The 15,199-nt window shown below is 43.3% G+C and carries 11 protein-coding genes and 1 pseudogene; 11 read left to right on the plus strand and 1 reads right to left on the minus strand.

From position 1 onward, the window contains the following. The first annotated feature begins 82 nt into the window (after nt 1-82). From purF to purB, 11 genes and pseudogenes are all read left to right on the plus strand, one after another. Nucleotides 83-1,525 carry an amidophosphoribosyltransferase gene (purF, locus tag N8L39_RS07215; RefSeq protein WP_261010539.1) on the plus strand — a complete coding sequence of 481 codons (1,443 nt, stop codon included), beginning with the start codon at nt 83-85 and terminating at the stop codon, nt 1,523-1,525. 212 nt (nt 1,526-1,737) lie between these two features. Further along, on the plus strand, nt 1,738-2,757 hold the full coding sequence (gene purM / locus N8L39_RS07220) for a phosphoribosylformylglycinamidine cyclo-ligase (RefSeq protein WP_261010540.1): 1,020 nt from the start codon (nt 1,738-1,740) through the stop codon (nt 2,755-2,757). Continuing rightward, a complete protein-coding gene (purN, locus tag N8L39_RS07225; protein ID WP_261010541.1) occupies nt 2,754-3,299 on the plus strand; it encodes a phosphoribosylglycinamide formyltransferase in 546 nt (181 codons plus the stop codon). The genes purM and purN overlap by 4 nt, the downstream gene beginning before the upstream one ends. Before the next feature lie 200 nt (nt 3,300-3,499). Continuing rightward, nucleotides 3,500-3,653, plus strand: a pseudogene (locus tag N8L39_RS07230) (bifunctional phosphoribosylaminoimidazolecarboxamide formyltransferase/IMP cyclohydrolase); the annotation flags it as partial. A 71-nt stretch (nt 3,654-3,724) separates the two neighbouring features. Next, on the plus strand, nt 3,725-4,234 hold the full coding sequence (locus N8L39_RS07235) for a VanZ family protein (protein ID WP_261010542.1): 510 nt from the start codon (nt 3,725-3,727) through the stop codon (nt 4,232-4,234). A 24-nt stretch (nt 4,235-4,258) separates the two neighbouring features. After that, complete coding sequence (gene purH, locus N8L39_RS07240) at nt 4,259-5,806, plus strand: bifunctional phosphoribosylaminoimidazolecarboxamide formyltransferase/IMP cyclohydrolase (RefSeq protein WP_261010543.1); 1,548 nt, start codon at nt 4,259-4,261, stop codon at nt 5,804-5,806. 121 nt (nt 5,807-5,927) lie between these two features. Further along, nucleotides 5,928-7,190, plus strand: a complete 1,263-nt coding sequence (gene purD, locus N8L39_RS07245; RefSeq protein ID WP_261010544.1) for a phosphoribosylamine--glycine ligase — start codon at nt 5,928-5,930, stop codon at nt 7,188-7,190. A gap of 93 nt (nt 7,191-7,283) precedes the next feature. Next, nucleotides 7,284-7,400, plus strand: a complete 117-nt coding sequence (locus N8L39_RS07250) for a phosphoribosylaminoimidazole carboxylase (RefSeq protein ID WP_083804103.1) — start codon at nt 7,284-7,286, stop codon at nt 7,398-7,400. Between the two features lie 29 nt (nt 7,401-7,429). Continuing rightward, nucleotides 7,430-7,918, plus strand: a complete 489-nt coding sequence (gene purE / locus N8L39_RS07255; protein ID WP_261010545.1) for a 5-(carboxyamino)imidazole ribonucleotide mutase — start codon at nt 7,430-7,432, stop codon at nt 7,916-7,918. After that, nucleotides 7,905-8,978 carry a 5-(carboxyamino)imidazole ribonucleotide synthase gene (gene purK / locus N8L39_RS07260; protein ID WP_261010546.1) on the plus strand — a complete coding sequence of 358 codons (1,074 nt, stop codon included), beginning with the start codon at nt 7,905-7,907 and terminating at the stop codon, nt 8,976-8,978. Before purE ends, purK begins: the two co-directional genes overlap by 14 nt. Before the next feature lie 713 nt (nt 8,979-9,691). Continuing rightward, complete coding sequence (gene purB, locus N8L39_RS07265) at nt 9,692-10,990, plus strand: adenylosuccinate lyase (RefSeq protein WP_261010547.1); 1,299 nt, start codon at nt 9,692-9,694, stop codon at nt 10,988-10,990. A 163-nt stretch (nt 10,991-11,153) separates the two neighbouring features. Here the strand turns inward: purB and N8L39_RS07270 are convergent, their stop codons facing one another. Next, entirely contained in the window at nt 11,154-15,188 is a 4,035-nt protein-coding gene (locus tag N8L39_RS07270) for a family 20 glycosylhydrolase (RefSeq protein ID WP_261010548.1), read from the minus strand. Between the last annotated feature and the right edge of the window lie 11 nt (nt 15,189-15,199).

Consider the following 15,199-nt stretch of genomic DNA (forward strand, 5'->3'; position numbering starts at 1 on the left):
GTTCTAATAGATAGTATCAGTAATGTAAAAGTCATGTAGATTCAGCTCTTGGTGCTACACAAATAAAAATTAGGTATATAAAATGACATACGAAGTAAAATCTCTTAATGAAGAATGTGGTGTTTTCGGTATCTGGGGACATCCAGATGCTGCTAAATTGACCTATTTTGGTCTCCATAGTCTTCAGCACCGTGGTCAGGAGGGGGCAGGAATCCTCTCCAATGACCAAGGGAAACTAAAGCGGCATCGCGATATGGGTCTTCTATCAGAAGTCTTCAGAAATCCAGCTAATTTGGATAAATTGACGGGAACTGGTGCGATTGGGCATGTGCGTTATGCGACTGCTGGCGAAGCTTCTGTAGATAACATCCAGCCCTTCCTCTTCCGTTTTCACGATATGCAGTTTGGTTTGGCTCATAATGGAAATCTGACCAATGCAGCCTCTCTCAAGAAAGAATTGGAAGATAGAGGAGCGATTTTCAGCGCGACTTCGGACTCAGAAATCTTGGCTCACCTCATTCGTCGCAGTCACAATCCGAACTTGATGGGCAAAATCAAGGAAGCGCTCAGCCTTGTCAAAGGTGGTTTTGCCTATATCTTGCTGTTTGAGGACAAGTTGATTGCGGCTCTTGACCCTAATGGTTTCCGTCCACTTTCTATCGGGAAAATGGCCAACGGAGCGGTGGTGGTTTCCTCTGAAACTTGTGCTTTTGAAGTCATTGGTGCAGAGTGGATTCGTGATTTGAAGCCAGGTGAGATTGTGATCATTGATGACAAGGGCATCCAGTATGATAGCTATACAGATGATACTCAGTTAGCAATCTGTTCTATGGAGTATATCTATTTTGCCCGCCCTGATTCTAATATCCACGGTGTCAATGTCCATACGGCTCGCAAACGTATGGGGGCTCAATTGGCGCGTGAATTCAAGCATGAGGCGGATATCGTGGTCGGTGTGCCCAATTCTTCCCTCAGCGCGGCTATGGGATTTGCGGAAGAGTCCGGGCTACCAAATGAAATGGGCCTTATCAAGAACCAATACACGCAACGGACCTTTATTCAACCGACTCAAGAATTGCGGGAGCAAGGGGTGCGGATGAAATTGTCTGCAGTTTCTGGTGTTGTCAAAGGCAAGCGTGTGGTTATGATTGATGACTCTATTGTACGTGGAACAACCTCTCGTCGTATCGTTCAGCTCTTGAAAGAAGCGGGTGCAACTGAGGTTCACGTTGCTATTGGTAGTCCAGCGCTAGCTTATCCATGTTTCTACGGGATTGATATCCAGACACGTCAGGAGCTGATTGCGGCTAATCATACGGTCGAAGAAACTCGCCAAATCATTGGTGCGGACAGTCTGACCTATCTTTCTATTGAGGGGTTGATTGATTCAATTGGTATTGAAACGGATGCGCCAAATGGTGGTCTCTGTGTCGCTTATTTTGATGGTGATTACCCAACGCCTCTCTACGACTATGAAGAAGACTATCGTAGAAGTTTGGAAGAAAAGACCAGTTTTTATAAATAGACAATAGATCCTCCATTAAAGAAAAGGAATATAAAAATGACAAATAAAAATGCTTATGCTTCACGTCTCACTACTGACTAAAAGCTAAAGCATTTGTCAGTAGACGCTTTGTCCTATAGGATCAAAGCTAGAGCCCTGACTAGTATTTTTAGATAAAATAATTGTTTATCTAAAAATACGTCGCAATCTTCTCAAAGAAAAGGAATAAATAAATGACAAAAAATGCTTATGCCCAGTCGGGTGTAGATGTTGAAGCGGGTTATGAAGTTGTTGAACGGATTAAAAAGCACGTAGCTCGTACGGAGCGTGCAGGTGTCTTGGGAGCTCTTGGTGGCTTTGGTGGTATGTTTGACCTTTCAAAGGCTGGGGTTAAAGAACCCGTCTTGATTTCAGGGACTGACGGTGTCGGAACCAAGCTCATGCTGGCCATCAAGTACGACAAGCACGATACCATCGGTCAGGACTGTGTGGCCATGTGTGTCAATGATATCATCGCTGCAGGTGCGGAGCCCCTCTATTTCCTCGACTATGTGGCGACAGGGAAGAATGAACCAGCTAAGCTAGAGCAAGTCGTTGCTGGTGTGGCAGAAGGTTGTGTGCAGGCAGGCGCTGCCCTCATCGGTGGGGAAACGGCTGAAATGCCTGGCATGTACGGCGAAGATGACTATGACTTGGCTGGTTTTGCGGTCGGTGTGGCTGAAAAATCTCAAATCATTGACGGTTCAAAGGTGGCAGAAGGAGATGTTCTTCTCGGACTTGCTTCAAGTGGGATTCATTCTAATGGTTACTCTCTCGTCCGTCGTGTCTTTGCGGATTACACAGGTGAGGAAGTCCTACCAGAATTGGAAGGCAAGCAACTCAAGGACGTTCTTCTTGAGCCAACTCGTATCTATGTCAAGGCTGTTTTACCACTTATCAAGGAAGAGTTGGTCAACGGCATTGCCCACATCACTGGTGGTGGCTTTATCGAAAATGTCCCTCGTATGTTTGCAGCTGACTTGGCTGCTGAGATTGAAGAAGACAAGGTTCCAGTTTTACCGATTTTCAAAGCCCTTGAAAAATACGGTCAGATCAAACACGAAGAAATGTTTGAAATCTTCAATATGGGTGTGGGACTTATGCTAGCAGTTAGCCCTGAAAATGTAAGTCGTGTCAAGGAATTGTTGGATGAACCAGTCTATGAAATTGGTCGCATCGTCAAGAAAGAAAACGAAAGTGTCATCATCAAATGAAAAAAATAGCGGTTTTTGCCTCTGGTAATGGCTCAAATTTTCAGGTGATTGCCGAACAATTTCCAGTGGAGTTTGTCTTTTCAGACCATCGTGACGCCTATGTGCTCGAACGTGCAGACAAGCTCGGCGTTCTGTCCTATGCTTTTGAACTCAAGGTGTTTGAGAGCAAGGCAGACTACGAAGCAGCTATTGTCGAACTCTTGGAAGAGCACCAGATTGACTTGGTTTGTCTAGCAGGCTACATGAAAATTGTTGGGCCTACTTTACTGGCAGCTTATGAAGGCAGGATTATCAACATTCATCCAGCCTACTTGCCAGAATTTCCAGGAGCTCATGGGATTGAAGATGCTTGGAATGCTGGTGTCTCTGAAAGTGGTGTGACCATTCACTGGGTGGACTCAGGTGTGGATACAGGAAAGATCATCAAACAAGTCCGTGTGCCACGGTTAGCTGATGATACCATAGCCAGCTTTGAAGAACGTATTCATGAAGCAGAGTACAAGTTGTATCCAGAGGTTATTAGAGAATTGTTGGACAAGTAAATGAAAAAATGGTTGGAAACACTTGCCTTGATTACCTTGGTAATCATTCTACGTTTACTAGTAAATTTTTTCTTCCCAGAGATTCCCTATTGGGGGAGATTTTTACTGACAGTAATTTTGGGAGTCTTGGTAATTGTCTCCCTATATTTTATGAATCGAAAAATGCGTAGGTAAAGAGTTTAAAAATGAAAGGGAAAAACATGACTAAACGCGCCTTAATCAGCGTCTCAGACAAAGCGGGCATTGTTGAATTTGCCCAAGAACTTAAAAAAACTCGGTTGGGACATTATCTCAACAGGTGGAACCAAGGTTGCCCTTGATAATGCTGGGGTGAGCACCATTGCCATTGATGATTCATATGATATCTTTGATTCAAAATTGGAGTCAGTGATTGTTGAAGACGGCTTCAAACGGAGGTATTTGTAATGTTAGAATCTAAAAAAACAACTCGATATGTATTTTATGTCTATCTGATGTTATTAACTTGGGGAATCTTATTTAAGTTTGAGACCAATCCTGAATTTATAGCATTTTTCTTAGCTCCAAGGTACATCAATTGGATTCCATTTTCAGAACCACTAATAGTAGACGGGAAAATTGTTTTTGCTGAAATGTTATTTAATCTGATTTCCTTTATTCCATTAGGTGTTTGTTTCCCTCTGATAAAAACTAATTTATCTAGTTTAAAAATAATCGGGACAGGTTTCTTGATTAGTTTATTGTTTGAGTGCTTACAGTATATTTTAGCAATAGGTATAACAGATATAACGGATTTGGCTTTAAATACGCTAGGTGTTTGTGTAGGATTACTGATTTATCAAATTTTTATAAGAGTGTTCAAATCACAGACTAGAAAATGGGTCAATATCTTAGGCATGCTTAGCCTTGGTTTTGCTTATCTTGTTTTACTGTTACTGCATTTAATTGGTGTTTAACTAATGATTAAAAAGGAGAATATAATGACTAAACGCGCCTTAATCAGCGTCTCAGACAAAGCGGGTATTGTTGAATTTGCCCAAGAACTTAAAAAACTTGGTTGGGAGATTATCTCGACAGGTGGAACTAAGGTTGCCCTTGATAATGCTGGGGTAGACACCATTGCTATAGATGATGTGACCGGTTTTCCAGAAATGATGGACGGTCGTGTCAAGACCCTTCATCCAAATATCCACGGTGGGCTCCTCGCTCGTCGTGATTTGGATAGTCACCTGGAAGCGGCCAAAGACAATCAAATCGAGCTCATTGACCTTGTAGTGGTCAATCTCTATCCCTTTAAAGAAACGATTCTCAAACCAGATGTGACTTATGCTGATGCGGTGGAGAATATCGATATCGGCGGGCCATCTATGCTTCGTTCAGCAGCGAAGAATCATGCCAGCGTGGCGGTTGTGGTAGACCCTGCTGACTATACAGTGGTTTTGGACGAGTTGTCAGCCAATGGTGAAACGACTTACGAAACGCGTCAACGTTTGGCGGCTAAGGTTTTCCGTCACACAGCAGCTTACGATGCCTTGATTGCAGAATACTTCACAGCTCAAGTGGGTGAAAGTAAGCCAGAAAAACTGACCTTGACTTATGATCTTAAACAAGCTATGCGTTACGGTGAGAACCCTCAACAAGATGCAGACTTCTACCAAAAAGCTTTGCCTACTGACTACTCAATAGCTTCAGCCAAACAACTTAACGGTAAGGAATTGTCCTTTAACAATATTCGTGACGCTGATGCTGCTATCCGTATCATCCGTGATTTCAAAGACCGTCCAACCGTTGTGGCTCTCAAACACATGAACCCATGTGGAATCGGTCAGGCTGATGACATCGAGACTGCTTGGAACTACGCTTATGAGTCTGACCCAGTGTCTATCTTTGGTGGTATCGTTGTTCTTAACCGTGAGGTGGATGCTGCGACAGCTGAGAAGATGCACGGTGTTTTCCTTGAAATCATCATCGCACCAAGTTATACGGATGAAGCGCTAGCTATTTTGACTAATAAAAAGAAAAACTTGCGTATCCTTGCCTTGCCATTTGACGAACAAGATGCTAGTGAAGTGGAAGCAGAATACACAGGTGTGGTTGGTGGACTTCTGGTGCAAAACCAAGACGTGATCAAGGAAAGTCCGGCTGACTGGCAAGTGGTGACTAAACGTCAACCAACTGAGACAGAAGCGACAGCACTTGAATTCGCTTGGAAAGCTATTAAATACGTCAAATCAAACGGAATTATCGTGACCAACGACCACATGACACTTGGAGTTGGCCCAGGTCAAACCAACCGTGTGGCTTCAGTCCGTATTGCCATTGACCAAGCTAAAGACCGTCTTGACGGTGCGGTCCTTGCTTCAGATGCCTTCTTCCCATTTGCGGATAACGTGGAAGAAATCGCCAAAGCAGGTATCAAGGCCATCATTCAGCCCGGTGGCTCAGTTCGTGACCAAGAATCTATCGAAGCTGCTGATAAATATGGCTTGACCATGGTCTTCACAGGCGTGAGACATTTTAGACATTAAGAACGTAAAGGAGAGAAAACAGTTTCTTTCCTTTTTTTGTGTAAAAACGCGGAGTGAAATAAGATTAAAACGAACGTTTGTGGTATAATATTAGTAAATAATTCGCAAAAGAGGTTGAGAAATGAAGCTGTTAGTTGTCGGTTCGGGTGGTCGTGAACATGCGATTGCTAAGAAATTGCTTGAGTCAAAAGAGGTAGAAAAGGTTTTTGTTGCTCCTGGGAATGATGGGATGACTCTGGATGGTTTGGAATTGGTAGATATCTCTATTTCCGAACATTCTGAATTGATTGAGTTTGCAAAAACCAACGATATTGCTTGGACCTTTATCGGTCCAGATGACGCCCTTGCAGCTGGTATCGTGGATGATTTCCATGCAGCTGGTCTCAAAGCCTTTGGTCCGACAAGATTGGCAGCTGAGCTGGAGTGGTCCAAGGATTTTGCCAAGGAAATCATGGTTAAATACGGCGTTCCGACAGCAGCCTATGGCACATTCTCAGATTTCGAGGCAGCTAAGGTTTATATCGAGGAGAAAGGCGCTCCAATCGTCGTCAAGGCGGATGGTTTGGCGCTTGGGAAAGGTGTTGTCGTTGCTGAGACAGTCGAGCAAGCAGTCGAAGCAGCTCACGAGATGCTTTTGGACAATAAATTTGGTGACTCAGGTGCGCGTGTGGTTATCGAGGAATTCCTTGAAGGAGAGGAATTTTCACTCTTTGCCTTTGTCAATGGTGACAAGTTCTACATCATGCCAACGGCTCAGGATCACAAACGTGCCTACGATGGCGACAAGGGCCCTAACACAGGTGGCATGGGTGCCTATGCGCCAGTTCCTCACTTGCCACAGAGCGTGGTTGACACAGCGGTCGAGACTATTGTCAAGCCAGTTCTTGAAGGGATGATCAAAGAAGGTCGTCCGTATCTTGGTGTTCTTTACGCGGGGCTTATCTTAACAGCAGATGGACCGAAAGTCATTGAGTTCAACGCTCGTTTCGGAGATCCTGAAACACAGATTATTCTGCCTCGTCTGACCTCCGATTTTGCACAAAATATCACGGATATCCTAGATGGGAAGGAGCCAACTATCACCTGGATGGACAAGGGGGTGACTCTGGGTGTGGTTATCGCATCAAACGGTTACCCGCTAGAATATGAAAAGGGTGTTGAATTGCCAGCCAAGACAGAAGGCGATATTATCACCTATTATGCAGGGGCTAAGTTTGCGGAAAATAGCAGAGCACTGCTATCAAACGGCGGACGTGTCTATATGCTGGTTACCACAGCAGCCACCGTCAAAAAAGCCCAAGACACCATCTACCAAGAACTCTCCCAACAAAAAACAGAAGGCTTCTTTTACCGAACAGATATTGGAAGCAAGGCTATTCGATAAAGATATAAGAAAAAGCGACGAAGTCGCCAAGTACGATAATGGTCGCATAACTTGCGAGCATTAGCGAGCTAATATAGAACAATCACCGCCGTTGTGAAAGAACGATTGGATGACAATCCAATCGTTCAGGGAAATTGGAAGACCTTGGGCTTCCAATTTAGGCATGAGACACCTTTGGTGGCTGCTGCCGTCCCTCACAACTTAAGGTGATTGTTGAAAAAGAGGAAAAAGGAGAAGAAATGAAACCAGTAATTTCCATCATCATGGGCTCCAAATCCGACTGGGCAACCATGCAAAAAACAGCAGAAGTCCTCGACCGCTTCAGCGTTGCTTACGAAAAGAAGGTTGTATCTGCCCACCGCACACCAGACCTCATGTTCAAGCATGCAGAAGAAGCCCGTCGCCGCGGTATTAAGGTTATCATCGCAGGTGCTGGAGGCGCAGCCCACTTGCCAGGAATGGTAGCTGCTAAAACAACCCTTCCAGTCATTGGTGTGCCAGTCAAATCTCGTGCTCTTAGTGGAGTGGATTCACTCTATTCTATCGTTCAGATGCCAGGTGGAGTACCAGTCGCAACCATGGCTATCGGTGAAGCAGGTGCGACCAACGCTGCCCTCTTCGCTCTCCGTCTCCTCTCAGTAGAGGATCAGTCTATCGCGACAGCATTGGCAGATTTTGCAGAAGAGCAAGGAAAAATCGCAGAGGAGTCTACAAATGAGCTCATCTAAAACAATCGGAATTATAGGTGGCGGTCAGCTGGGTCAGATGATGGCGATCTCAGCTATCTACATGGGTCATAAGGTTATCGCGTTGGATCCTGCTGCGGATTGTCCAGCCTCTCGTGTGGCGGAAATCATTGTGGCGCCTTATAACGATGTGGATGCCCTTCGTCAGCTGGCTGAGCGTTGCGATGTCCTAACTTATGAATTTGAGAATGTAGATGCTGACGGTTTGGATGCGGTTATCAAAGAAGGTCAGCTTCCTCAAGGGACAGACCTGCTCCGCATTTCCCAAAATCGCATTTTTGAAAAGGACTTTCTCGCAAACAAGGCTCAAGTCACTGTGGCACCTTACAAGGTTGTGACCTCAAGCCAAGATTTGGCCGAGATTGACCTGTCCAAGAACTATGTCCTTAAGACTGCGACTGGTGGCTATGACGGACATGGTCAAAAGGTCATTCGTTCAGCAGAAGATTTGGAAGAGGCCTATGAACTAGCAGATTCAGCTGACTGTGTCTTGGAAGAATTTGTCAATTTTGACCTTGAAATTTCTGTCATCGTGTCTGGTAATGGCAAGGACGTGACGGTTTTCCCAGTTCAGGAAAATATTCACCGAAACAACATCCTTTCAAAAACTATTGTGCCTGCTCGCATTTCTGAAAGTTTAGCAGCCAAAGCAAAAACCATGGCAGTGCGAATTGCTGAACAGCTTAATTTGTCTGGAACTCTCTGCGTGGAAATGTTTGCGACAGCTGATGATATCATTGTCAATGAGATTGCTCCACGACCACACAACTCTGGGCACTATTCTATCGAAGCCTGCGACTTCTCCCAGTTTGACACCCATATTTTGGGTGTTCTGGGAGCACCATTGCCAGCTATCAAACTGCATGCCCCAGCTGTTATGCTCAATGTCCTAGGCCAGCATGTCGAGGTCGCTGAAAAATATGTCACAGAAAATCCAAGCGCCCACCTCCACATGTATGGTAAAATAGAAGCGAAGCACAACCGCAAGATGGGACATGTGACTTTGTTTAGTGATGTGCCGGATAGTGTGGGAGAGTTCTAGTCATGGCATCAAAACTAAATGTTAGTAATGAATAGGAGATAATATGAGAGGTACTATAAGAAAGCTATCTTCGTATTCATAGGTATAGCAGTTTTTAATTTCAGAAAGGTAATAATATATTGAATTCGTTAAAAAGTTTTATATTTAGTATATTTAATTGGTTCTATCCGTTTGTTGCGTTTGCCTTAACAAATTGTGTTTTAGATTGTCTTCCATCGTATTATACAGGTTATAAGAATGCTTTAGGCGCTATATTATTGAGCATCTTATTGATAATTCCATATATTGTTTTTAGATTGTGCAAATATGTTGGAGTGAAGACTTATAAGAAATATTTTATTTTTGAAAATCTATGGTTGATTTTTTTCACACTTTTTCGTTTAATTTCCTCTTCATTTGAATATATAACTACTGTGTGGGGGATTGCTTTCATTGGAATTTCAATAGTTGACAAAATAATTGAAATCGAGACTGAATAGAATATTTTCGATTAATCAAATGAGATGTAAAAGTTCATACTTTTACAAAAGTTAATAATGCAGTTTTAAAAAAATAACTTTAACAATTAGAAAGGAACAAGGGTTCTCGTATTCACAAAAACTGAATACGGGCTACGGGCTTGGTCAAAAAGATAGTTTTTCCTAGAAGCTGACGCTTCTTCGTCTAAACTCCTATTTTGACTGTGTCCGCTTAACGCCCTTAATATCTTAATTATGATCGAACGTTACTCTCGCCCTGAGATGGCGAACATTTGGAGTGAAGAAAATAAATACCGTGCTTGGCTTGAGGTGGAAATCTTGGCTGACGAGGCATGGGCTGAGTTGGGGGAAATCCCTAAGGAAGATGTAGCTTTGATTCGTGAAAAAGCGGACTTTGACATCGACCGTATTTTGGAGATTGAGCAGGAGACTCGCCATGACGTAGTTGCCTTTACACGTGCGGTTTCTGAGACGCTTGGCGAAGAGCGTAAGTGGGTCCACTATGGTTTGACGTCTACCGACGTGGTGGATACGGCCTATGGTTATCTTTACAAGCAGGCCAACGACATCATTCGTCGTGACCTTGAAAATTTCACCAACATCATCGCTGATAAGGCTAAGGAGCACAAGTTCACTATCATGATGGGGCGTACCCACGGTGTGCACGCTGAGCCTACAACCTTTGGTCTTAAATTGGCGACTTGGTACAGCGAAATGAAGCGCAATATCGAGCGTTTCGAGCATGCGGCTGCTGGTGTAGAAGCTGGTAAGATTTCTGGTGCGGTTGGTAACTTTGCCAACATCCCACCATTCGTAGAGCAATACGTCTGCGATAAATTGGGTATCCGTGCCCAAGAAATCTCTACACAGGTCCTTCCTCGTGACCTTCACGCTGAGTACTTTGCAGTTCTTGCTAGTATCGCAACTTCTATCGAGCGTATGGCAACGGAAATTCGTGGTCTACAAAAATCTGAGCAACGCGAAGTAGAAGAATTCTTTGCCAAAGGTCAAAAAGGATCTTCAGCAATGCCTCATAAACGCAACCCAATCGGTTCTGAGAACATGACGGGTCTTGCGCGTGTTATCCGTGGCCACATGATTACAGCCTATGAGAACGTGGCTCTCTGGCACGAACGTGACATCTCTCACTCATCAGCTGAGCGTATCATCACACCAGATACAACCATTTTGATTGATTACATGCTTAACCGTTTTGGAAATATCGTCAAGAACTTGACAGTCTTCCCAGAAAACATGATCCGCAACATGAACTCGACATTTGGTTTGATTTTCAGCCAACGAGCTATGTTGACCTTGATTGAAAAAGGCATGACCCGTGAGCAAGCCTATGATTTGGTACAACCAAAAACGGCCTACTCTTGGGACAATCAAGTGGACTTCAAACCACTTCTTGAAGCCGATCCAGAGGTGACATCGCGCCTCACTCAAGAAGAAATCGACGAAATCTTCAACCCAGTTTATTACACTAAACGAGTGGATGCTATCTTTGAACGTCTTGGACTGGGTGATTAATTAAAAAAAGAGGCTGGGTATCCAGTCTCTTTAAAATCATAAAACCGCATATTATCAGGTGTTGACATACCTTGATAATATGCGGTTTATTTCTTTTTCTTCTGAAATTGAGTTTTATACTCAGCTCCCATTAGGTCTCTGGATATAAATCTTTCATTTTATCTTATTGAATCCATTCGCCGTCGGCATTTACAGCGTATCCATCAATTGTTGTGTTGACAGCTAAGGCTCCTGAAGGGTATGAATAATACCATTTATCTCCAACTTGGAACCAACCGGTTTTCATTGTACCTGAATTGTCAAGATAATACCATGTATCTCCTTGGTTGACCCAGCCGGTTTGCATGGCACCTGAGTCGTTGAGATAGTACCATGATCCACCTTGATCGATCCAACCAGTTTGCATAGCACCTGAGTTATCAAGATAATACCATGTACCATTTACTTTCTGCCAACCAGTTTTCATTACACCAGACTCATCTAGGTAGTACCATGCTCCGTCTTTAACCCAACCGGTCTTCACTTTATCTGCATGATCATAGTAATACCATTTGCTTTCAATTAATTTCCATCCAGGTTTACCATTTTTGCCATCTGCTAATTGATGAGTGATTCCGTTAGCAGAGTTAGATTCAGCCTTAGGACCGCTTTCAACAACTACTTTGAAAGGAGTTTCTGTTCGGCTAGGCTCTTCCTTAGGAATGTCTAGTCTAGGTTTTTCTTCTGCGATTGGAGCAAGGCCATTCTCATCGCCGACATGTGTAATTGGTGCTCCGAATTCTACAATTTGATCGACAGGTTCTTTGGTTACTTGACTATCTAGAACGGTTTCACTAGCCTTTCCATTTTCAGTAAGAACAGATACGTAAGAAGTGCGTTCACCTAGAACTCCAGCTTTGACAACTTTTTCTTGGCCTGCTGGGAGATTCGGATTTTCTTTTCGAATGACTTTAAACGGAATACTTTCTGTCTTCACAACTAGTTCAGGCTTGGTTTCAACGTTAGCAGCTAGTTCATTTTCATCTAGGCTTCCTGAATGAGTTGCAGCTGGTTTGAGACCTTGAAGAGCGGCCTTGAGCTTACCTACTAGTGCATCTAATTCAGCTTGTTTGCCGCGGTTGAGGTTAAGGTTCAGTCCATCTTTTGCTGCCTTGAGTGCAGCTAGGCTTTCTGCGCTGTATCCGTCTAAGTTTGTAGGAATTTTAGCTAATTCTTCGCGGAGAGCATTATAATTAGCACGGAAGTAGTCTTTGTTGTGGTCTGCAAAGGCAGTCATGAGTTCAAAGATTTCCTCTTCCTTGTACTCAGCGCTTGGTCTATCTGCCCAGATTGAAAGCATACTTCCAACTGTTGGAAGGTCTACTTCAGGATATTTGGTAGAAGCTAGTTGATTGAATGGTGTTTTTCCAGTATTCTCAATAGCTTTTTTGAGGAAACCACCACCATCTTCTGGTTTTTGGCCGAGAATGTAGTACCAGTCACCGTTGGTATTCAAGAACTTATAGCCTTTGCTTGCTAGATATTGAGGTGAAGCAAGGTTGTAGCCCCACCAGCCTTTAGACCAGTAAGAAATCAAGACATCCTTATCGAATTCAGCATCATCCTTGTCTTCATAGTAGAAGCCATCGTTGAAGGCCATTGGTTGTAGCCCTCTTTCCTTGGCCATAGCAGCTAGACTGTTAGAATAGTCTGCGAACTTGTTATAGAGTCCATACCATTTGAGGTAGTACCAACCTTGGGCGTTGGTCGCATCATTGGCATATTCATCTGTACCATAGTTGAATATCTTTGATTTATCAGCAAAGTAATCCATATACTTACCGATAAGGGCTTTGGTAAAGTTAAGGGCTTCTTGATTTTCAAGGTCCATGGTTGTTTTTGAGACCTTATCAAAGTTGGCTTGAGGATTCGCGATGCCAAGTTTTTCCATGGCGACCAGCATAGCATCCATATGTCCTGGGCTATTAATAGCTGGAATCAGACCAATACCTTTTTCCTTAGCGTATTTGACAAGTTCTGTCACTTCTGCCTGTGTCAGTGCAGTACCGTTTGGATCGTCGTAGTAAGCTTTAGTTCCTTCGATAATAGCTTTTTTAACGTCATCACTAGCATAGGTTTTTCCGTTTGCAGTAATGGTCATATCATCGAGTAGGAAGCGAAGGCCATCATTTCCTAGAAGGAGGTGGGCATCAGAGTAGCCGAGCTCGCTCGCCTTGTCTACGATGCGTTTGAGTTGATCTAGAGAGAAGTATTTGCGACCTGCATCGATGGAAATGACTTTATTCTTATTCAGTTTTTCAAGTTCGCGTTTAGCATCCTCTTCTTTTTGTGCTTCTGGAGTTAAAGCCAAGTTTTTAATAGCATCTTGAAGGCTTGCGATTGCTTGATCAATCGTATCTTGTTGAGCACGGCTGAGGTTGCTATCGAGTGAACGGATGGCTTTTTCAGCTTCTTTGACAGCAGCAAAACTTTCAGCAGTATAGCGGTTAGAGTCTTTTGGTATAGTTTCTAGTGCTTTTTCTGCAGGTTGATAGTTGGCTGCGAAGTATTCAGCGTTGGCATTTGCAAAATGACGCATGAGTTTGAAGAGGCGAGATGGTGAATAACGTGCAGATGGGGTATCGGCCCAAGCAGCTACCATACCACCGATGATTGGCACATCAGCTCCTTCTGTTTTTGGTACAGAAGTGATTGGTGTGTTTTTAATACCATTGAGCCCCTGATCGAGATTGTACCAACCTTGGCCGTCAGCGTTTCGTCCAAGAACGTAGTACCAAGCATCATTGGTATTAAGGATTTGGTGACCTTTTTCAGCTAGTAGTTTAGAAGAAGCAACGTCGTAGCCCCCCCAACCACCAGTCCACATAGAAACGATGATGTCTTTGTCAAAACTACCAAAGCTTGTGTCGCTATTGTAGTAGATACCGTCGTTAAAGGCCATTGGTTTGAGACCGTGTGATTTTACAATACGAGCAAGGTCATTAGCGTAAGAGATGAATTTTTCATATCCTTTTTCAGGGTAACCTTCATTTGGATAATATTTATCAGCTTGAAGCACACTCCAACCTTTAGCATCTGTCGCATCATTGGCATATTCATCTAGTCCAATATTGAAAATTTCAGATTTGTTAGAGAAGTAGTTAGCGTATTTGTCAATCAGAGTTTTTGTGAAATCGACTGCTTGTTTATTATTTAAGTCAACAGTTCGTTCCGATTTTTTACCAAAATAATCAAAGTTAGGATTTTCAATGCCAAGTTCTTTCATAGCATGGAGAATAGCATCCATATGTCCAGGACTATTGACAGTTGGAATCACACCAATTCCCTTATCTTTGGCATAATTAATCAAATCTGTCATCTGACTTTCAGTGAGATGGTTACCATTTGGATCATCGTAATAAGCATTTGTTCCATTTTCAATGGCGCGTTTGACATCATCACTAGAGTAGGTTTTATCGCCCACTTTCATAGACATATCATCCAACATGAAACGGAGTCCATCGTTACCTACCAAGAGATGAAGATCTGTGTAACCATATTCTTTAGCTTTGTCGATAATTTCTTTGAGCTGCTCAGGTGAGAAATATTTACGTCCGGCATCAATTGAAACGATTTTTCGTTTAGCTAATTTTTCATTTTCAGTTGCAGTACGTTCCTTTCCTGCCTCTGTTGCCGGTTTGTCAGCCTCTGCTTTCGCTTCATCTTTTTTAGCATCTTTTTCAGCTGGTTTATCCTTGTCAGCTTCTGACTTATCAGTCTTGTCTGTATCCGACTCTTTAGAATTAGACTCTTTCTGCTCTTCCTTTTTAGGGCTAGCTTCTTCTGCCTTTTTATCGGCAGCTTCTTTTTCAACAGAAGTTGGAGTTACCACTTCTTTATCACTAGGAGTTGAACTAACTTCCTCTTGTGGTTTTTCCTCTGTTTTTGGAAGACTAGCTCCCTTATCAGTAGCTGGAGTTTCTGTTTCTACAGTTTTTGGAGTTTCTGGTTGAAGCTCTGCTTTAGGTGTTTCCTCAGTCCGATTTTCGGATGGTTGAGGGGAATCGGAAACCGTATGGATGGTCGGTTGGTTTTCTGTAGTAGGAGTAACTCCATCGGCTGCAACAGCCTGTGCTTGGAAGGCAAATCCAATTAGAACAGAAGCTGCTCCTACAGCGTATTTACGAATGGAAAAACGTTGTTGTTTTTCTTGTTTCATTGCAAAACCTC

The sequence above is a fragment of the Streptococcus mitis genome, from assembly GCF_946190285.1.
GTDB classification, from domain to species: Bacteria; Bacillota; Bacilli; order Lactobacillales; family Streptococcaceae; genus Streptococcus; species Streptococcus mitis_CP.

Bases quoted from the DNA above. Each gene is read 5' to 3' on its own strand.
- N8L39_RS07235 (WP_261010542.1), top strand. From the start codon at position 3,725: ATGTTAGAATCTAAAAAAACAACTCGATATGTATTTTATGTCTATCTG.
- purH (WP_261010543.1), top strand. From the start codon at position 4,259: ATGACTAAACGCGCCTTAATCAGCGTCTCAGACAAAGCGGGTATTGTT.
- purN (WP_261010541.1), top strand. From the start codon at position 2,754: ATGAAAAAAATAGCGGTTTTTGCCTCTGGTAATGGCTCAAATTTTCAG.
- purM (WP_261010540.1), top strand. From the start codon at position 1,738: ATGACAAAAAATGCTTATGCCCAGTCGGGTGTAGATGTTGAAGCGGGT.
- purB (WP_261010547.1), top strand. From the start codon at position 9,692: ATGATCGAACGTTACTCTCGCCCTGAGATGGCGAACATTTGGAGTGAA.
- purD (WP_261010544.1), top strand. From the start codon at position 5,928: ATGAAGCTGTTAGTTGTCGGTTCGGGTGGTCGTGAACATGCGATTGCT.
- purE (WP_261010545.1), top strand. From the start codon at position 7,430: ATGAAACCAGTAATTTCCATCATCATGGGCTCCAAATCCGACTGGGCA.
- purK (WP_261010546.1), top strand. From the start codon at position 7,905: ATGAGCTCATCTAAAACAATCGGAATTATAGGTGGCGGTCAGCTGGGT.
- purF (WP_261010539.1), top strand. From the start codon at position 83: ATGACATACGAAGTAAAATCTCTTAATGAAGAATGTGGTGTTTTCGGT.
- N8L39_RS07270 (WP_261010548.1), bottom strand. From the start codon at position 15,188: ATGAAACAAGAAAAACAACAACGTTTTTCCATTCGTAAATACGCTGTA.